Source organism: Nonomuraea mangrovi (genome assembly GCF_042681425.1).
Taxonomy (GTDB): domain Bacteria; phylum Actinomycetota; class Actinomycetes; order Streptosporangiales; family Streptosporangiaceae; genus Nonomuraea; species Nonomuraea mangrovi.
The window spans coordinates 152409-170742 of sequence record NZ_JBHUFV010000020.1 but is presented as its reverse complement, the minus strand read 5'-3'; the positions used below and the strand labels follow the sequence as shown (position 1 = coordinate 170742).

Here is an 18334-nt window from a genome sequence, read left to right as displayed (position 1 = left end):
ACACGACGGGCAAATCTGAACGAACGTCCAGAAATGCATTGAACGATCGTTCAAAGGCTCGTATGCTCCCACCATGGCACCAGTCACGACGGACGACGTACGCCGCGTCGGCACCGGGTTCCACAAGGACCCCGAACGATCGATGTCGCTGCGGTCGGAGGCGTACACGGACCCGCGATGGCTCGAGGTCGACGTCCGGGCGATCTTCGCCCGCACCTGGCAGTGGATCTGCCACGGGGAGAAGCTCGAGTCGCCGGGCAGCTACGTGTCGGCCACCGTGGCCGGCATGCCGGTCGCGATCGTCCGCGATCGTGACGGAGCGCTGCGCGCGTTCTACAACGTCTGCAAGCACCGCGCCCACGAGCTGCTCACGGGCTCCGGCACCACGCGCAACATCGTCTGCCCCTACCACGCGTGGACCTACGGCCTCGACGGGCAGCTGAAGGCGGCTCGTCGCGCCGACAGGATGGAGACCTTCGACAAGAACGAGATCTGTCTCGACCAGGTGTCGGTGGAGGAGTTCGGTGGCTTCGTCTACGTGAACCTGGACCCGGGCGCCGCTCCCTTGGGCGAGCAGGCCGGGGATCTGGCGGCCGACATCGCCAGATGGGCCCCCGACGTGAGCGGACTGACCCACGCCAAGCGGTTGACCTACGACGTCGCGTCCAACTGGAAGAACGTCATCGACAACTTCCTGGAGTGCTACCACTGCCACATCGCCCACAAGGAGTTCGTCGACCTCGTCGACATGGACACCTACGAGGTGAAGACCCACGGCATCTGGTCGAGCCACTTCGCCGAGGCCGGCAAGCACGAGAACGCGGCGTACGACGTCTCGGGCGCGTCGGTCACGCAGCACGCGGTGTGGTGGCTGTGGCCCAACACCTGCCTGCTGCGCTACCCCGGGCGCGGCAACTTCATGGTCTTCCAGATCGTTCCCGCCGGTCCCGACCGGACCCTGGAGACCTGGGACTTCTACTTCGAGACGGCCGAGCTCGAGGACGCCGAGGTGCAGTCGGTGCGGTACATCGACGAGGTGCTTCAACAGCAGGACATCGCGCTGGTGGAGAGCGTCCAGCGGGGCATGGGCACCCCGGCCTTCGACCAGGGCCGCATCGTGTACGACCCGTCCGGCTCAGGGCTGTCCGAGCACGGCGTGCATCACTTCCACGGCCTCGTCCTCGACGCCTACCGGTCGTGGGTGGAAGGGATCGCCGCCGAGCACGATCACGGGGACGCCGTCCCCACGCTCACCGCCTAGAGGAACGGCCATGTCCAGGCCCGTCATCATCACCTGCGCACCCACCGGCGGCATTCACACGCCGACGATGTCACCGCACCTGCCGGTGACTCCGGACGAGATCGCCGCCGCGGCCATCGAGGCCGCCGAAGCGGGAGCGGCGATCATTCACCTGCACGCCCGCGACCCCGAGACCGGCCGCCCCGACCCGCGACCCGAGCTGTTCCTGGACTTCATGCCGAAGATCAAGGACGCCTGCGACGCCGTCCTGAACGTCTCGACCGGCGGAGGCCTCGGTATGACCCGCGAGGAGCGGCTCCGGGCCGCCGTCGCGACCTCCCCGGAAATGGCATCGCTGAACGTCGGCTCGATGAACTTCGGCATCTTCCCGATGCTGCAGAAGTACACGCAGTGGAAGCACGACTGGGAGCCGGCCTTCCTGGAGATGACGCGCGACTTCATCTTCAAGAACACCTTCGCCGACCTGGAGTACGTCGTGAAGGAACTCGGCCACGGCCACGGGACCAGGTTCGAGTTCGAGTGCTACGACCTCGGCCACCTCTACAACCTGGCCTGGCTCATCGACCAGGACTGGCTCGAGCCGCCCTTCTTCGTGCAGATGGTCTTCGGCGTGCTCGGCGGTGTCGGTGCGGACCTCGACAACCTCCAGCACATGCACACGGTGGCCGACAGGCTGTTCGGGGACAGCTACGAGTGGTCGGTGCTCGCCGCCGGACGCCACCAGATGCCGTTCGCGACGCAGGCCGCCATGCTCGGCGGCAACCTGCGGGTGGGCATGGAGGACAGCCTGTTCATCGGACCTGGCGAGCTCACGACGTCGAACGCCGGCCAGGTACGCAAGATCCGCGGCATCGTCGAGGCGCTCGGGCACGAGGTCGCCACCCCGGCACAGGCCCGGCAGCGGCTCGGTCTCAAGGGAGCCGACCATGTCGCCTTCTGACCTGTCGCCTTCTGACCTGTCCCCTTCCGGGCGCGCCCCGTCGCCCATCGAGGTCGCCCGTGTCGCCCTGCTCGGCGGCGGGGTGATCGGCCAGAGCTGGACCGCCCTGTTCCTGGCCGCGGGCAAGTCGGTCACGCTGTTCGATCCCGATCCGGCCGCGGAGAAGCGGGTCCGCCGCGCGGTGCAAGCGGCATGGCCGGCCCTGATCGAGCTCGGCCTGGCGACCAGGGCCGAGCCGGAAGGTGAGCTGCTCGTGTGCGCGGACGCGCGGACGGCGGTAGCCGACGCCCAGTTCGTCCAGGAGAGCGTGCCCGAGCGGATCGACCTCAAGCACCGGCTGTACGCCGAGATCGAACCCGCCCTTGCCGAAGGTGCCATCGTGGCGTCGTCGGCATCCGGCCTGACCCTCACCGAACTGCAGGCCGGTTGGGAGCGCCCGGACCGGTTCGTCCTCGGTCACCCGTTCAACCCGCCGCATCTGATCCCCCTCGTCGAGGTCATGGGCAACGAGCGGACAGGCGCCGGCGTGGTCGAGCGGACCCGCGGCTTCTACGAGTCCGTCGGCAAGGTCACGATCGAGGTCAAACGGGAAGTCCCCGGCCACGTCGCCAACCGGCTGCAAGCCGCCCTGTGGCGAGAGGTCATCCACCTCGTCAACGAGGGCGTGGCATCCGTGGACGACATCGACACCGCCATCTCGTCCGGGCCGGGTCTGCGCTGGGCCGCCTGGGGGCCGACGACACTGTTCCACCTCGGCGCCGGCGAGGGAGGCCTTGCCGCCTTCTGCGAGCGGTACGCCGACAGCTTCAACCGCTGGTGGGACGACCTGGGGCACCCCCGTCTGGACGAGGCCACCGCGGCCCGGCTGGTCGACGGGCTGGCGGCCGCCGGGTCCGGCGACCTCGACGCCTTGGCGGCGCAGCGCGACGCCATGATCGTGGCGGCGATCGTGGCTGCGGGGCGCGTGAAAGGAGCCCCGCCATCGCCGGCGTAGCCCTCGACCACGGCGTAGCCCTCGACCACACCTCGGTCGCCGTCCACGACGCGATGGCCTGGGCGCGGCGGCTGCGGCGCGAGCTGGGCGCGACCCCGATCTTCGGTGAGCAGCTCGCGCAGTTCAGGTACCTCCTGCTGCACATCGGCACCGCCGACGACGGGGCGAGGCTGGAGCTGCTGGAGCCAAGGGGCGAGGGGTTCCTCACCCGCTTCCTGGGCGCCCGCGGCGAGGGTCCCCATCACCTGACCTTCGTCGTAGCGGACCTGCGCGCGACGGTGGTGCACGCCCGCGCGCTCGGCCTGACCGTCGTGGGCGAGGACCACGACCACCCGCCGTGGCGCGAGGCGTTCATCGCGCCCGACGACAGGCACGGTGTCGTCATCCAGCTCGCGCAGTCCGACCGGAGCTACCCGCCGGTCGAGCAGCTGTTGTCGAGCCGTACCCGTGACGTCGAGGACTTCCCCGGCTCCCGGGGCGCCACGGAGCCGCACTGGTGGACCCGGCTGTGGCAGACGGCACCGGGAGCGGTCGCGCGGCTGGGGGCCACGCACCTGGCGTCGACGGACCTCGCGTTCTCCCGGCTCGTCTTCGGGGACCTGCTGGGGGCTCGGGTGACTGAGATCGACTCAGCACTGGAGCTGTCGTGGCCCGGCGGATCGGTCCGGGTACACGCCTCGGACCGCCCGGGCGTGACCGGCATGAGCCTGCGCGGCGGTCCCGCCGGCGGCATCGCGATCGGTCCCGCCCGGCTGGGCCCGGGCGTGCTCCACCCCTGATGCTCGAAGGCGGGACGGCCCTGGTGGCGGGTGGACACGACTGGTGGAGGTCGGGCCAGGCGTTCGCGGACAGCAGGGTGCGGGCACGGCCGGGGGAGGGCCGATGTCGGCGGCGGCCGGCTTCTTGGGGAGCGTTCGTGCCGCGGGAAACAGACACCGCGTCATGGGGAATCGGCGTGACGTGAGCCACATGTCGTGTAAGCTCTCAAGATTAGGCACGCCAAATAGAGGCTGCTAAACCTCTACATCTGGAGGATAACAGTCGCATGTCGATTCGTCAAGATGGAGTGACTGAGGCCATCAGGACCGAGCAGGAGCGCGTCACGATGCTCTACGGCAGGCTCGACGCCGCCAGGCGGCGGGCCGAGCAGGCGCTGCGGGAGGTGTTCGGGAGCGGCGGCGCGGTGGCGAACGTCCAGGGCAGGGTCGAGCGCGAGGTCGCCGCCGCCGAGCAGGCCCGCCGCCTGTCCCGGCTTTCGGGGGTGGAGCGGGGCCTGTGCTTCGGCAGGATCGACGACCAGGAGGGTGTCACCACCTACATCGGCCGCATCGGGCTGCGCGACGAGGAGCACGAGTCGGTGCTGATCGACTGGCGGGCCGCGGCCGCCAGGCCCTTCTACGTCGCCACGCCCGGCGAACCGGGAGCGCTGGTGCGCCGTCGTCACCTGCATCTGAAGGAGCGCACCGTCGTGGGCCTGGACGACGAGGTGTTCGATCTGGAGCGGATGAGCGACGGGGACAGGCGCACGCTGGTGGGCGAGGCGGCGCTGATGGCGGCGCTGCGGCGGGGCCGTACCGGCCGGATGGGCGATGTGGTGGCCACCATCCAGACCGAGCAGGACAGGGTGATCCGCTCGGGTCTGCAGGGGGCGCTGGTGGTGCAGGGCGGCCCGGGCACGGGCAAGACGGTGGCGGCGCTGCACAGGGCCGCCTACCTGCTGTACGCCCACCGCGACACGCTGGAACGGCGCGGTGTGCTGGTCGTCGGTCCCAACAGCATGTTCCTGCGCTACATCGAGCAGGTGCTGCCCGCGCTGGGCGAGACGCAGGTGGTGATGGCCACGGTGGGCGAGCTGTTCCCTGGCGTGCGGGCCGAGGCCGCCGATCCGCCGGCGGCGGCCGTGGTCAAGGGAGATGTGCGGATGGCGGGGGTGGTGGCGGCGGCCGTACGGGATCGGCAGCGGGTGCCCGACGGCGACCTGGTGATCGAGGTGGACGGCACGCCGCTGCGGGTGGCGCACGACAGGTGCGCGAGCATCAGGGACAGGGCGCGCGCGGTACGGCTGCCGCACAACATGGCCCGCAAGCTGATGGTCACCGAGCTGCTGAGGGAGCTGGCCCGCGACCTGCTCGACGGGCTGGAGGAGTCGCTGGCGCTGGAGAACTTCCTGCCGGCCGAGGACGCCGCCGCGCTGGAGCGGGAGCTGCCGGCCGCGCAGGAGCCCTACACCGAGCAGGATCTCGCCTACGAGGCCGAGCGGCTGTGGTCGTTTCCCGAGGTGCGGGCGGCACTGGAGGAGCTGTGGCCGAACCTGACGCCGCAGCGCCTGATCGGCGAGCTGCTGTCCTCGCCGCAGCGTCTCGCCTCGGCCGCCCCCGGCCTGGATCGGGAGTTGCTGCTGCGGCCGGCCGGCGCCCCGTGGACCGTCGGCGACGTGCCGCTGCTGGACGAGGCGGCCGAGCTGCTGGGCGAGGACGACGCGGCGGCCAGGGCGGCGGCGCGGCAGGCGGAGCTGGAGCGCGCGGAGGCCCTTCTGTACGCGCGGGAGGTGCTGGTCTCCACAGGCCTTGAGGAGAGGGAACTGATGGACGCCTCGGCGCTGGCCGACCGTCACGGCGGCGACGGCGACGGGCTGACGACGGCCGACAGGGCGGCCGCCGATCGCACGTGGGCGTACGGGCACGTGATCGTCGACGAGGCTCAGGAGCTGTCACCGATGGCCTGGCGCATGGTCATGCGCAGGGTGCCCGCCCTGTCGTTGACGGTGGTGGGCGATGTCGCCCAGACCGGCTCGGCCGCGGGCGCGCGCTCGTGGGGGGAGATGCTCGATCCCTACCTGGCCGGCCGCTGGCGGGAGGAGCGGCTGCTGGTCAACTACCGCACGCCGGTGGAGATCATGGAGGTGGCCGCCGACGTCCTGCATGCCGTCGATCCCGCCCTGCGGCCGCCCGAGTCCGTACGGCGGGGCGGCGCGCGGCCGCTGGCGGTGCGCGCGGGGCTGGATGAGGTGGCGGCGCTGGTGGAGCGGGAACGCGGCGAGATCGGGGAGGGCAGGGTCGGGGTGGTGGCCTCGGACGCCGTCCACGCGGCGGTGGCGGCGCTGCTGCCGGGAGGCGACGACCTCGACGCGCCGGTGGTGGTGCTGACGGTCACGCGGTCGAAGGGGCTGGAGTTCGACTCCGTGGTGGTGGTCGATCCCGCGGGGATCCTCGCCCAGTCGGCCAGGGACCTGTACGTGGCGATGACGAGGGCGACCAGGCGGCTGACCGTCGTCTACGAGGACGTGCTGCCCGAGGTTCTCGGACGTATGAAATCTACTTTGTAAAGGAGTGGGCGGGGCGACCTTCGGTCGCCCACCATTGAAGGACTAAAGACTCTCACCAAAGAACAGGTGCGGCGTGGTGGTCGTCAGCGGGACGAAGCCGAGGCGCTCCAGGATGGGCCTGCTGTCGTCGGAGGCGTCGACCTGCAGGTAGCGGTAGCCGCGTTCGGCCGCGATACGGGCGCGGTAGGCGACCAGGGCGCGGTAGATGCCGCGTCCTCGCCAGTCCGGTGCGGTGCCGCCGCTCCAGAGGCCGGCGAAGTCGGTGCCGGGGTGGAGGGTGAGGCGGGCGGCGCTGACGGGGCGTTGGCCTGCCATGGCGACGACGGCGGCGATGGTGTGGGGTGCCTGGGCCAGTTGTGTGCGCAGGTGGTGGCCGAGGTGGGTGGGGCTGGTGCCGAAGGCCTGGCGGTGGACTTCCAGCATGAGGTCGATGCCGGTGGGGTCGGTGACGGGCTGGAGGTGGACGCCTTCGGGCAGGTCGATGGTGGTGGGCTGGTCGTGGGTGTCGGCGGCCATGAGGGTTTCGGCGGGTTCGGGGGTCGAGCCTGCGGTCTGCAGGCGTTGGCCGAGGTCGGTGGGTTGGTCGTGGGCGTAGAGCTTCCATTCGAAGGGGCGGCCGGCGTAGTGGCGGAGTTGGGCGGTGATGGCGGCGTCGGCGGTGGTGTGGTCGAGGTCGGACCAGATGACGCCGTTCCAGCCGTGGGTGGTGCTGGTCTGGCGCAGGACGCCGTGGGTGAGTTCGAGGGTGGTGTGGGGGTCGTCGGGTTGGGCGTGGCGGCGGAGTTGGTCGTCGTACAGGGCGAGGACGTGTTCGGGGTTCATGGGGCTATTTCAGCAGGGTTTTCGGGTGCGGGTCTGGTGGTGTGGTGGTGGGTCGTCGGTGAGGGTCGGGCGCGCGTGAGGGGAGGATGCGCCAGGTGGCGGTGACGATGAGCAGGGTGGTCCATGGCAGTGCGGCCGGTCCTGCGCCTTGCAGGACGAGGCCGCCGGTCAGGGAGCCCGCGGCGATGCCGAGGTTGTAGACGGTGGTCTGCATGGAGGTGGCGGTGTCGGCGTGTTCGGGTCCTGAGGCGTTGACGAGTGCTGCTTGCAGGAGGGTGGGGAGGGCGCCGAAGGCGGTTCCCCACAGGGCGGTGGCGGGCAGGAGTGCGGCGGGCAGGAGGGCGAGGGTGAGCATCGCGATGGTGAGCAGGGCGATGGCGGCTTGGAGGGTGGCGCGGGGGTGGCGGTCGATGAGGGTGCCGGTGATCCAGATGCCGGCGACGGTGGCGATGCCGAAGACGAGCAGGGCCAGGTCGGTGCGGTTGCCGGTGTGCTGGGCGTAGGGGGCGATGTAGGTGTAGGTGGCCTGGTGGGCGAGGAGGACGAGGAGGGTGAGGGTGAGGACGCGTCTGATGCCGGGCAGGCGGCTGACGTGGCGTAGTGGCAGGCGGTGGGCGGCGTTTTCGCCGGGGTAGTCGGGGACGCGGAGGCGTACCCAGGCCATGAGCAGGAGGGCGAGGGCGGCGAGGGCGGCGAAGGTGGTGCGCCAGCCGAGGGTGTGGGCCAGGGCGGTGCCGGCGGGGATGCCGGCGCACAGGGCGATGGTGATGCCGGCGGAGACGATGGCGATGGCGCGGCCGCGGTGGGTGGCGGGGACCATGCGGGTGGCGTAGCCGACGAGCATGGCCCACAGGGTGCCGCCCATGATGCCGGCGAGCAGGCGGGCGGTGAAGGTGAGGGGGTAGGAGGTGGACAGGGCGGTGAGGAGGTTGAAGGCGGCGAATCCGGCCAGGACGGTGAGCAGGACGGGGCGGCGGGGCAGGGTGCGGACGGCGGCGGTGACGGGGATGGCGGCGGCGCAGGAGGTGATGGCGTAGCCGGTGACCAGGAGGCCGGTGGCGGTGGGGGTGGTGTGGAGGTCGTGGCTGATCTGGGGGAGGAGTCCTGCGGGGAGGAGTTCGGTCATGACGGCGGTGAAGGCGGCCGTGAACAGGGCCAGGAGTCCGCCGAGTGGGAGTGGGGCCGGCATGCGACCATGGTTGGACCTTCACATCAGTGTGAAGGCAAGTGGGGGGTGGTCGGTGGTGCGGATCGGGGAGTTGTCGCGGCGTACCGGGGTGCCGACGCGGATGCTGCGGTATTACGAGGAGCAGGATTTGCTGGATCCGCAGCGTTCGGACAACGGGTATCGCTGGTATGGCGAGGCGGCGGTGGTGCGGGTGCAGCAGATCAGGGGGTTGCTGGATTCGGGGTTGACGACGGAGATCATCCGGCGGATTCTGCCGTTCCTGGATGGGCCTGAGGTGATTCATGTGGCTCCGGCGTGTGTGACGGCGGAGTTGGAGGGGTTGTTGCGGGCGGAGGTGGGGCGGATTCAGGCGCGCATCGATTGTTTGTCGCGTAACAGGGACGCGTTGGTGGCCTATCTGGCGGCGGTGCGGCCTGGGTCGGTTTGAGCGGGGATGCGCTGGGTGTCGTCGTCGTCCCAGGGGGGCAGTTCGGCCGCGATGTCGGCGATCTTGGTGGTGATGTCGGCGAGGGTGCGCAGGGTGTCGATGTCGAGGTGTTGCATGATGCGCCGGTAGTGGCGCAGGCCGACGTCGTTGATCTGTTCGACGAGGGCGCGGCCTTGGTCGGTGAGTTCGACGCGGCGGACGCGGCGGTCGTGGGGGTCTTCGTGGCGGGTGACGAGGCCGTGGCCGATGAGTCGGTCGACGATGCCGGTGACGGTGGCCAGGCCGACGCCGAGGTTGGTGGCGAGGTCCTGGCCTGAGGCGGAGCCGGTGCAGGCCAGCAGGATGACGACTTTGAGCTGGCGCATGGTGAGGTTGGAGCTGAACAGGGGTGAGGATCGGTCCTGCGCAAAGACGCGGCCGAGGGCGCGTTGGGTGTCGCTGATCTGTCGGATCAGGTCGTCGCGTTCGTGGTCCACTCTCACCTCTCGCTTCCTGAGAAGGTTATCAGGAAAGGCGCATGTGGCTAAATATTCGTTCAAGGCAAAGTGTTAGTCTTGGGCGAATTCTTTGCCGCTTGCCCTGTGAGGACCCGGATGACAGCTCTGGCCCGATTGAGCCTTGCCAACCGCAGTCTCGTCATATTGGTGGCGATCGTGTTGAGCGCGTTCGGCGCCTTCACGATCCCTCAGCTGAAGCAGCAGTTGCTGCCGTCGCTGTCGTTCCCCGGCGCGTTCGTCATCGCGTCCTACCCGGGGGCCTCTCCCGAGATCGTGGAGGACCTGGTCACCAAGCCGATCGAGGACTCCTTCTCCGGTATCGACGGTCTGGAGGAGATGACCTCGACGTCGAAGGAGGGTCTGGCGCAGGTTCAGGTCTCCTTCGCCTACGGCACCGACATCGAGGAGTCGGTGGCCACGATGCAGACGGCGGTCGGCAGGATCAGGGCGCAGTTGCCCGACGGCGTCGATCCTCAGGTGGTGGCGGGCAACACCGACGACATCCCGGTGCTGGTGCTGGCGGTGGGAGACGGTGGCGACGAGCGGGCGATGGCCGACAAGCTGGGCCGGGTCATGGTGCCGGAGCTGCAGGGCATCGACGGGGTCCGTGAGGCGGAGGTCACCGGCGCCAGGGACGAGACGGTGGTGATCACGCCCGATGCCAAGAAGATGGCCAAGAAGGGCGTGTCGGCGGCGCAGATTCCCGAGGTGCTGAAGGCGAACGGGACTCCGGTGCCGGCGGGCACGTTGAACGAGTCGGGCAAGGCGCTGACGGTGCAGGTGGGCTCGCGGATCGAGTCGGTTCAGGCGTTGAAGGACCTGTATCTGGTGCCGGCCGCGCCCGCGCAGTCCGCTGTCCCGGCGCAGGCACAGCAGGCGCAGCAGGCTCAGGCGCAGGGCAGGGGGATGCCGCCCGGTCAGGGTCAGGCGCCGGTGCAGGCCGCGCCGAAGCCGCCCAAGCAGCCCAAGCCGGTCAAGCTCGGCGAGGTGGCCGAGGTGGAGCGGCGCAAGAGCGATGCGACGACGCTGACGCGTACCAACGGTGAGCCGAGCCTGGGTGTGTCGGTGACGATGACGCCGGACGGCAACGCGGTGGCGATCTCGCATGCCGTACGGGAGAAGCTGCCGGCGATGGAGTCGGCGCTGGGTGCGAAGGCGACGGTCATCTTCGACCAGGCGCCGTACGTGGAGCGCTCGATCGAGGATCTGACGACCGAGGGTCTGCTGGGGCTGGCCTTCGCGGTGCTGGTGATCCTGGTGTTCCTGCTGTCGGTGCGCTCGACGCTGGTGACGGCGGTGTCGATCCCGCTGTCGGTGGTGATCGCGCTGATCGCGTTGTGGGCGGGCGACTACTCGCTGAACATGCTGACGCTGGGCGCGTTGACGATCGCGGTGGGGCGGGTGGTCGACGACTCGATCGTGGTGCTGGAGAACATCAAGCGTCATCTCGGCTACGGCGAGCCGAAGCGGACCGCGGTGACGGCGGCGGTGCGGGAGGTGTCGGGGGCCGTGACGGCCTCGACGCTGACGACGGTGGCGGTGTTCGCGCCGATCGCGTTCGTGGGCGGCATGGTGGGCGAGTTGTTCGCGCCGTTCGCGATGACGGTGACGGTGGCGTTGCTGGCCTCGCTGGTGGTGTCGCTGACGGTGATCCCGGTGCTGGCCTACTGGTTCTTGAAGGCGCCGGCGTTGGAGCCGGAGCAGGTGCGGGCGGTGCGGGAGGCGGCCGAGGCCAAGGAGCTGCGCAGCCCGCTGCAGCGGATGTATCTGCCGGTGTTGCGTTTCGCCACGCGCAGGCGGCTGGTGACGCTGCTGATCGGGGTGGTGGTGTTCGCGGGCACGATGGGGCTGGCGGGCAGGCTGGAGACCAACTTCATCGACTCCTCCGGTCAGGACACGATCTCGGTGAGCCAGAAGATGCCGGCGGGCACGGATCTGGCGGTCACGGACGCGGCGGCCAAGCAGGTGGAGAAGGTGTTGGCGGGTCTGGACGGTGTGGAGTCGTACCAGGTCAACGTGGGTGGCGGCAATGCCATGCGTGGGGGGGCGGGCGGCGGCGCCGACCGGGCCTCCTACTCGGTGACGGTGGCCGAGGGCGCCGACAGCGCGGCGGTGGAGGAGCGGCTGCGTGGGGAGCTGAAGGGCCTGTCGGACATCGGGGAGGTGACCGTCGGCGGGCAGGGCGGCGGTTTCGGCTCCGACTCCATCGACGTGATCGTGCAGGCGCCGGATGCTGAGACGTTGGCTCGTGCGGCCGAGCAGGTGGCGCAGTCGGTCGGTCAGGTGCCGGGGTTGCGGGATGTCTCCTCCAACCTGGAGTCGAGCGCGCCGCGGATCGAGGTCGTCGTCGACAGGAAGAAGGCGGCGGAGAAGGGCGTCAGTGAGGCGCAGGTCGGGCAGGTGGTGGCGCAGGCCTTCCGTGGCGCTGCGTTGGGTCAGCTGACCTTGGACGGCCTCTCCAGTGATCTGATCCTGCGCTCCGGTGACGCGCCCGAGGATGTCGAGGAGGTGGAGAAGCTCAAGGTCGGCGCGGTGAAGGTGTCGCAGGTGGCCAAGGTGTCGCAGGTGGACGGGCCGACGCAGATCACCAGGATCGACGGTGAGCGGTCGGCGACGGTGTCGGCCAAGGCTTCGGCCAGCGATCTGGGCAGCCTCACCCAGGCGTTGACGACGAAGCTGGACGGGCTGGCGTTGCCGGCGGGCGCGTCCTTCACCATCGGCGGTGTGTCGGCCGACCAGGCCGACGCCTTCGCTGATCTGGGTGTGGCGATGCTGGCGGCGATCGCGATCGTGTTCATGATCATGGTGGCGACGTTCCGGAGTTTCGTGCAGCCGCTGATCCTGCTGGTGTCGGTGCCGTTCGCGGCCACGGGCGCGCTGGGGCTGCTGCTGGTGACCGGTACGCCGATGGGTGTTCCGGCGCTGATCGGCATGCTGATGCTGATCGGGATCGTGGTGACGAACGCGATCGTGCTGATCGACCTGATCAACCAGTATCGGGATCAGGGCCTGGGTGTGGTGGAGGCGGTGATCGAGGGCGGCAGGCGCAGGCTGCGGCCGATCCTGATGACGGCGGTGGCGACGATCTGCGCGCTGACGCCGATGGCGCTGGGGGTGACGGGTTCTGGCGGGTTCATCTCGCAGCCGCTGGCGATCGTGGTGATCGGCGGGTTGATCTCTTCGACGCTGCTGACGCTGGTGCTGGTGCCGACGCTGTACACGATGGTGGAGCGGACCAAGGAGCGGCTGCGCCGGGGTGGGCCTGCGGCGGCGGTTCCGGCCGAGGAGAAGGTGGGCGCGCCCGCCTAGCCGGGGTGTGGTCGTGGGCGGCTGCCGGCGATGAGGTCGGTGGCCGCCCAGGCGTTCGCGTGGTCGGGTGGGTGGCGGCGTCCTGCGGTGTGACCCCGCTGACACGGCGGGGGCGGGTGGGCCAATACACTGGGGCAACGTGACTTCCAAGCCGCGCATCCCGAACGTTCTGGCCGCCCGCTACGCCTCCGCCGAGCTGGCTCGCCTGTGGTCTCCCGAGTCGAAGGTCGTCGCCGAGCGGCGGTTGTGGCTGGCGGTGTTGAAGGCGCAGGCCGAGCTGGGGGTGGCGGTGCCGGGGCAGGCCGTCGACGACTACGAGAAGGTGCTGGAGAACGTCGATCTGGCCTCCATCGCCGAGCGGGAGCGGACGACCAGGCACGATGTGAAGGCCCGCATCGAGGAGTTCAACGCGCTGGCCGGGCACGAGCACGTCCACAAGGGCATGACCTCGCGTGACCTGACCGAGAACGTGGAGCAGTTGCAGATCCGCGACAGTCTGCTGCTGGTGCGCGAGCGTGTGGTGGCGCTGCTGGCGAGGCTGGCGGGGCTGGCCGAGCAGCATGAGTCGATGGTGATGGCGGGTCGTTCGCACAATGTCGCCGCGCAGGCGACGACGCTGGGCAAGCGGTTCGCGACGGCGGCCGATGAGCTGCTGGTGGCCTTCGCCAGGCTGGAGGAGCTGATCGCCCGCTATCCGCTGCGTGGCATCAAGGGTCCGGTGGGCACGGCCCAGGACATGCTGGATCTGCTCGGCGGCGATCGTGACAAGCTGGCGGCGCTGGAGGAGCGGGTGGCCGCTCATCTGGGCTTCGAGCGGCGTTTCACCAGTGTCGGGCAGGTCTATCCGCGTTCGCTCGACTTCGAGGTGGTCACCGCTTTGGTGCAGCTGGCGGCGGCGCCGAGCTCGCTGGCCAAGACGATCAGGCTGATGGCGGGGCATGAGCTGGTCACCGAGGGGTTCCAGGAGGGGCAGGTCGGCTCGTCGGCGATGCCGCACAAGATGAACACCCGCTCGTGCGAGCGGGTCAACGGCCTGACGGTGATTCTGCGAGGCTATGCGTCGATGACGGCCGAGCTGGCCGGTGACCAGTGGAACGAGGGCGATGTGTCGTGTTCGGTGGTGCGCCGGGTGGCGTTGCCGGATGCGTTCTTCGCCTTCGACGGTCTGATGGAGACGATGCTGACGGTGCTGGCCGAGTTCGGCGCCTTCCCTGCGGTCGTGTCGGCGGAGCTGGACCGGTATCTGCCGTTCCTGGCGACGACGAAGATGCTGATGGCGGCCGTGCGTGCGGGAGTGGGCCGTGAGCAGGCGCACGAACTGATCAAGGAGCACGCGGTGGCGTCGGCGCTGGCGATGCGCTCGCAGGGGGCGGCCAACGCGTTGCTGGAGCGGCTGGCGGCCGATGAGCGTTTCCCGTTGGACCGGGCGCAGCTGGACGGGCTGCTGGCCGACCGGGTCTCCTTCACCGGTGCGGCTTCCGGCCAGGTGGAGGCGGTCTGCGAGCAGGTGGGGCGGATCGTGGCGCGCTATCCGCACGCGGCCGCCTACGCTCCCGGCGCCATCCTGTGATCTACGAGCTTCGGACCGCGCGGCAGGTCGCGCAGGCCTGCGGCGACGACGATCTGGTGGTGTGGGTGGCGCAGGGCTTGTCGGGCGGGGCGCGGGCGTGGGCGGGCGGCGGGGCGGTGCTGGCCGCGGCGTCCGACGTCTGCCGCCGCGATCGGATCGCGGTGTGGGGGGATCCGGCCGATGCGGCCGATCTGTTACGGCACGCGCTGGCCGAGTCGGGCCCGACGTTCCGGCCTTTCGGTGATGCGGAGCTGATCGAGCAGGTGGCCGGACGGGTGGAGGGGCTGCGGCGGGTGGCCGCGTTCTCCTGGATGAGCCTGGATCATCTGCCGATCGGTCCCAGTGACGGGGTGTCGTGGCTGGAGGGCGCTTTCGACGGCGAGATCACCCGGTTGCTGGCGGCCAACGCGCCCGACTCCTACGCCGCTCCCGGCAGGCCGGGTGTGGCCAGGTGGGCCGGGGCGCGGGTGGAGGGGGCGTTGGCGGCGGTCGCCGCCGATGCCTGGAGCGCGCCGACGGTCGGGTTCATGGCGGGGGTGGCCACGGCCTCGGGGTTGCGCGGCAGGGGGCTGGCGGGGCGGGTGTGCCGGTGGGTCAGCGGGCGGCTGGTGGCCGCGCACGGCAGGGCGGCGTTGATGGTCGATGACGACAATGCCGCCGCGCTGGGCCTGTACTCGGCGCTCGGCTACCGCCGGCGGCCGGTGGCGGTGGCGGCCGTGTCGGGCTGAGCACCCTGCACAGTGGGCTGGGCGGTGGGCTGGGCGGCGCGTTCGTGGCGCATCCGGCGGCGCTCGAACCAGATCGTCGCGAACGGCGGCACCGCGCACGCCAGGCCCACCACGATGGTGGAGCGCGACCAGCCGCGCTCGCGGCCGGCCAGCACGACGGCGGCCACGTACAGCAGGAACAGGCCGCCGTGGATCGGCCCGAACACCTTCACCCCCACCTCGCCGGCCTGGGCGATGTACTTGACGTACATGCCGACCAGCAGGCCGGCCCAGGAGAAGGCCTCGGCGATGGCGACGGCACGGAACAGGCGCAGCACAACTATGCCCTTTCGCTGGGTTGTCGGTTGACCGCGAGCCAGCCTAACGGCAGGGTGGGGCGCCCCTTCGGGCGGTGTGCGGGCTGGTCGGCGGGGGCGGGGAAAACCGGGTGAGGTTCCGGTTGCGGTCAGGCACAGTTGACATAGTGATGTCTGGATTTGTTCCTGGTCTTGAGTTGAGCCGCGCCTTCTACGCCGAGGTGGTCTCGCCGCTGGCGGCCGGGGTGGCGCACAGTGCCGCGCTGATCGGCCCGGGGTCGGAGGTGCAGGCGTTCGACACCGAGCGCAGCGCCGACCACGACTGGGGGCCGCGGGTGTTGCTGTTCGTGCAGCCGGAGGCGGTCGCCGAGGTGGAGGCGCGGGTGACGGCGGGTCTGCCTGCCTCCTTCGGCGGGTATCCGACGGTGTTCGCCCAGCGGGGGGCGCTGCGCCATGGCGTGCGGGTGGAGGAGCTGGGCGGGTGGCTGAGGGGACGGCTCGGCTTCGATCCGCGTGAGCCGATCACGGCGCTGGACTGGTTGTCGGCGAGCTGGCAGGCGCTGGCCGAGGTCACCGGGGGTGAGGTCTTCCATGACGGGCTCGGCGAGCTGCACGCCGTACGGCGGGCGCTGCGCTGGTATCCCGAGGACGTGTGGCGGTATGTGCTGGCCTGCCAGTGGCGGCGTATCGGCGCGGAGGAGTCCTTTCCCGGCCGGTGCGCGGAGGTGGGCGACGAGCTGGGTTCGGCGGCGCTGGCGGCCGGGCTGGTGAGGCAGGTGATGCGGCTGGCGTTGCTGCAGCGCAAGCGGTATCCGCCGTATGCCAAGTGGCTGGGCAGCGCGCTGGCTCGCCTGTCGGGGGCCGCCGAGCTGGGCCGGTCCCTGACGGGGGCGTTGCAGGCCCGTTCCTATCGTGACAGGGAGCAGGCGTTGTGCGAGGCGTACCAGCGGCTGGCCGCCGTGCACAACAGGATCGCCCTGACCGCGCCGCTGGATCCGGGCGTGCGGGGTTTTCATTCCCGGCCGTTTCAGGTGATCGGCGGTGACCGGTTCGCCGCGTCCCTGCTGGAGTCGATCCGTGACCCGCAGGTCGGCGCGCTGCCGCCGACGGGCAGCGTCGACCAGCTGTGCGACAGCGTGGACGTGCTGACCGTGCCCGCCAGGGCCAGGGCGTTGACGCGCGCGGCGCTGAGCCCGTCACAGGCGGCCGCCTGAGTCGCCCGCGCGCAAGCCGGCAGCGAACATGATCGCGGCAGCGGCGCGGGGGGAGCTAGGTTGCGGGCATGCTGAGCTACGACGAGGCCGGTCAGGGGCCCGCGGTGATCCTGATCCACGCCGGCATCGCCGACCGGCGCATGTGGGACCACCAGTTCGCCGCGCTGGCCGCCTCCCACCGGGTCATCCGCTACGACTGGCGCGGCTACGGCCTGTCGCAGGATCCCGGGCAGGACCTGTGCCACCACGAGGACCTGCTGGCGCTGATGGACGGGCTCGGCGTCGAGCGGGCGGCGCTGGTGGGCTGTTCGATGGGCGGCGCGTACGCGGTGGAGGCGGCGCTGGCCGCCCCCGGCCGGGTGAGCGCCCTGGCGTTGATCGCCTCGGGCCTGGCCGGGCACGTCTGGCCGCAGGACATGCTGGCCCAGGCCCGCGAGCGCGTGCACAGCGCGGTGTCGGCCGAACGCCTGGCCCGCTACCGGCAGGGCGGCGCCGACGTCGAGGAGGGTGACGCGCGGGCGATGGCGCGGGCCCAGGTGCTGTGGCAGGTCGCCGGCCCCGAGCGCGGGCGCGAGGACCTGTCGCGGCAGGTGTGGGAGCGGGCGGTGACGATGTGCGAGGGCGTCTTCGAGCGGCTGTGGCGCGGCCCGGCCCTGCCCGAGCGGCTGCTGGACCCGCCGGCGGCCGGCAGGCTGGGCAAGGTGCGGGCGCCGACGCTGGTGATCAACGGGCTGGCCGACGTGCCGGGCATCCAGCAGGTGTCGGACCTGCTGGCGGCGGGCATCGAAGGGGCCCGCCGCGTCGACCTGCCCGCCACCGGTCACCTGCCGCCGCTGGAGCGGCCCGAGCGGGTCACGGCGCTGCTGACGGAGTGGCTGGCCGACCGGCCGTAGGCGTGGCAGGGCTGAGCAGCAGCGGCACCAGCACCTCGTCCACGATCTCCTCGAGCGCCTGGTCGGGGATGGGCACGCCGTGGGACAGGAACTGGTGGCGCAGCATCGCCTGGCCCGCCTCCAGTCTGCGCGGGGTCACCGCGCTGGCGTCCATCTCGCCGCGCTCGACGGCTCTGCGTACCACCTCGGCCATCGCCATGCGGCTGCTGCCGTGCGACAGGCGGCGCAGCTCGGCCATGCGTGACCGGTCGGCCAGCCCTTCCGACAGCAGCCCGCGCAGCGCCTCACCGGCGGGCCCCGCCAGCAGGTCGGCGTTGCGGCGCAGCAGCGCAAGCAGGTCGCCGCGCAGGCTGCCGGTCTCCTCGGGCCGCGATGGGTCGGGCATGGCGTGGTAGACGGCCTCCATCGCCAGCTCCATGCGGCTGGACCAGCGCCGATACAGCGACGCCTTGCCGGTCCTCGCCCGTTCGGCGACCCGTTCCATCGTCATCCCCGCGTAGCCGACCTCGGCCAGTTCGGCGAGCACGGCCTCGAAGATGGCGGCGTTGAGCTTGTCGCCGCGTCGGCGGGGCTGTTTGCGGTGGTCGGTGACCATGTCTAGATCCTAGGAACGGTGAGGAGTCCCGCGCGCCCGTCGACGGTGACGACCTGCCCGGTGGACAGGACGCCTGCTGGCCTCCACCACGATCCGGTCGCGGGCGCCGGTGACGGGGTTGACGGTGACGGGGTCGCCGGTGAACACCACGTTGAGGATGGTGTCCTGCCGGTCGGCGAAGGCCGAGCCTGGCAGGTCCTGCGCGGAGGCGCTGGAGCGCACCGCGACGATCGCCGGCGGACGGCTCGGCCGGCACCTGGGCGGCGACCCCGGC

At 70.8% G+C, this 18334-nt stretch carries 17 protein-coding genes; 11 read left to right on the top strand and 6 right to left on the bottom strand.

Features of this window, described 5'->3' with window-relative positions:
* The first annotated feature begins 73 nt into the window (after window positions 1–73).
* The 5 genes from ACFSKW_RS13145 to ACFSKW_RS13125 all read left to right on the top strand — a co-directional run bounded on the left by ACFSKW_RS13145 (window position 74) and on the right by ACFSKW_RS13125 (window position 6520).
* Window positions 74–1261: an aromatic ring-hydroxylating oxygenase subunit alpha gene (locus tag ACFSKW_RS13145; protein WP_379572480.1), complete on the top strand. Its 1188-nt coding sequence runs from the start codon at window positions 74–76 to the stop codon at window positions 1259–1261.
* Window positions 1262–1271: 10 nt separating this feature from the next.
* Window positions 1272–2201, top strand: coding sequence for a 3,5-dioxohexanoate:acetyl-CoA acetone transferase (gene kce / locus ACFSKW_RS13140; protein ID WP_379572479.1), 930 nt, complete (start codon window positions 1272–1274; stop codon window positions 2199–2201).
* On the top strand, window positions 2188–3195 hold the full coding sequence (locus tag ACFSKW_RS13135) for a 3-hydroxyacyl-CoA dehydrogenase NAD-binding domain-containing protein (protein ID WP_379572478.1): 1008 nt from the start codon (window positions 2188–2190) through the stop codon (window positions 3193–3195). The genes kce and ACFSKW_RS13135 overlap by 14 nt, the downstream gene beginning before the upstream one ends.
* Window positions 3183–3974 carry a VOC family protein gene (locus ACFSKW_RS13130; RefSeq protein ID WP_379572558.1) on the top strand — a complete coding sequence of 264 codons (792 nt, stop codon included), beginning with the start codon at window positions 3183–3185 and terminating at the stop codon, window positions 3972–3974. Before ACFSKW_RS13135 ends, ACFSKW_RS13130 begins: the two co-directional genes overlap by 13 nt.
* A gap of 266 nt (window positions 3975–4240) precedes the next feature.
* On the top strand, window positions 4241–6520 hold the full coding sequence (locus ACFSKW_RS13125) for a HelD family protein (RefSeq protein WP_379572477.1): 2280 nt from the start codon (window positions 4241–4243) through the stop codon (window positions 6518–6520).
* A gap of 42 nt (window positions 6521–6562) precedes the next feature.
* On the opposite strand, the gene ACFSKW_RS13120 is transcribed toward ACFSKW_RS13125, so the two are convergent.
* Together ACFSKW_RS13120 and ACFSKW_RS13115 are read right to left on the bottom strand one after the other, a co-directional pair.
* Window positions 6563–7342: a GNAT family N-acetyltransferase gene (locus ACFSKW_RS13120; RefSeq protein WP_379572476.1), complete on the bottom strand. Its 780-nt coding sequence runs from the start codon at window positions 7340–7342 to the stop codon at window positions 6563–6565.
* 4 nt (window positions 7343–7346) lie between these two features.
* On the bottom strand, window positions 7347–8531 hold the full coding sequence (locus ACFSKW_RS13115; RefSeq protein WP_379572475.1) for an MFS transporter: 1185 nt from the start codon (window positions 8529–8531) through the stop codon (window positions 7347–7349).
* 55 nt (window positions 8532–8586) lie between these two features.
* Between ACFSKW_RS13115 and ACFSKW_RS13110 the strand changes: the two genes are divergently transcribed.
* A complete protein-coding gene (locus ACFSKW_RS13110) occupies window positions 8587–8958 on the top strand; it encodes a MerR family transcriptional regulator (RefSeq protein ID WP_379572474.1) in 372 nt (123 codons plus the stop codon).
* Here the strand turns inward: ACFSKW_RS13110 and ACFSKW_RS13105 are convergent.
* Window positions 8925–9440: a MarR family winged helix-turn-helix transcriptional regulator gene (locus ACFSKW_RS13105; protein WP_379572473.1), complete on the bottom strand. Its 516-nt coding sequence runs from the start codon at window positions 9438–9440 to the stop codon at window positions 8925–8927. The genes ACFSKW_RS13110 and ACFSKW_RS13105 overlap by 34 nt on opposite strands.
* A 111-nt stretch (window positions 9441–9551) precedes the next feature.
* Between ACFSKW_RS13105 and ACFSKW_RS13100 the strand changes: the two genes are divergently transcribed.
* The 3 genes from ACFSKW_RS13100 to ACFSKW_RS13090 all read left to right on the top strand — a co-directional run bounded on the left by ACFSKW_RS13100 (window position 9552) and on the right by ACFSKW_RS13090 (window position 15062).
* Window positions 9552–12764, top strand: coding sequence for an efflux RND transporter permease subunit (locus tag ACFSKW_RS13100; RefSeq protein ID WP_379572472.1), 3213 nt, complete (start codon window positions 9552–9554; stop codon window positions 12762–12764).
* A gap of 139 nt (window positions 12765–12903) precedes the next feature.
* A complete protein-coding gene (gene purB, locus ACFSKW_RS13095) occupies window positions 12904–14334 on the top strand; it encodes an adenylosuccinate lyase (protein WP_379572471.1) in 1431 nt (476 codons plus the stop codon).
* Window positions 14331–15062 carry a GNAT family N-acetyltransferase gene (locus tag ACFSKW_RS13090; RefSeq protein WP_379572470.1) on the top strand — a complete coding sequence of 244 codons (732 nt, stop codon included), beginning with the start codon at window positions 14331–14333 and terminating at the stop codon, window positions 15060–15062. The genes purB and ACFSKW_RS13090 overlap by 4 nt, the downstream gene beginning before the upstream one ends.
* Here ACFSKW_RS13090 and ACFSKW_RS13085 read toward each other — a convergent pair.
* Entirely contained in the window at window positions 15020–15379 is a 360-nt protein-coding gene (locus tag ACFSKW_RS13085) for a DUF3817 domain-containing protein (RefSeq protein WP_379572469.1), read from the bottom strand. The two genes, ACFSKW_RS13090 and ACFSKW_RS13085, sit on opposite strands and share 43 nt — an antisense overlap.
* 176 nt (window positions 15380–15555) lie before the next feature.
* Here ACFSKW_RS13085 and ACFSKW_RS13080 point away from each other — a divergent pair, with 176 nt between their 5' ends.
* Together ACFSKW_RS13080 and ACFSKW_RS13075 are read left to right on the top strand one after the other, a co-directional pair.
* Complete coding sequence (locus ACFSKW_RS13080) at window positions 15556–16572, top strand: DUF4037 domain-containing protein (RefSeq protein ID WP_379572468.1); 1017 nt, start codon at window positions 15556–15558, stop codon at window positions 16570–16572.
* 68 nt (window positions 16573–16640) lie between these two features.
* Window positions 16641–17465 (top strand): alpha/beta fold hydrolase, encoded by an 825-nt coding sequence (locus tag ACFSKW_RS13075; RefSeq protein ID WP_379572467.1) that lies wholly within the window; start codon window positions 16641–16643, stop codon window positions 17463–17465.
* Here ACFSKW_RS13075 and ACFSKW_RS13070 read toward each other — a convergent pair.
* The gene (locus ACFSKW_RS13070; protein ID WP_379572466.1) at window positions 17425–18060 is read right to left on the bottom strand and encodes a TetR/AcrR family transcriptional regulator; all 636 of its coding nucleotides are present in this window, start codon (window positions 18058–18060) and stop codon (window positions 17425–17427) included. The genes ACFSKW_RS13075 and ACFSKW_RS13070 overlap by 41 nt on opposite strands.
* Before the next feature lie 9 nt (window positions 18061–18069).
* The gene (locus ACFSKW_RS13065) at window positions 18070–18282 is read right to left on the bottom strand and encodes a hypothetical protein (RefSeq protein WP_379572465.1); all 213 of its coding nucleotides are present in this window, start codon (window positions 18280–18282) and stop codon (window positions 18070–18072) included.
* Window positions 18283–18334 lie beyond the last annotated feature (52 nt).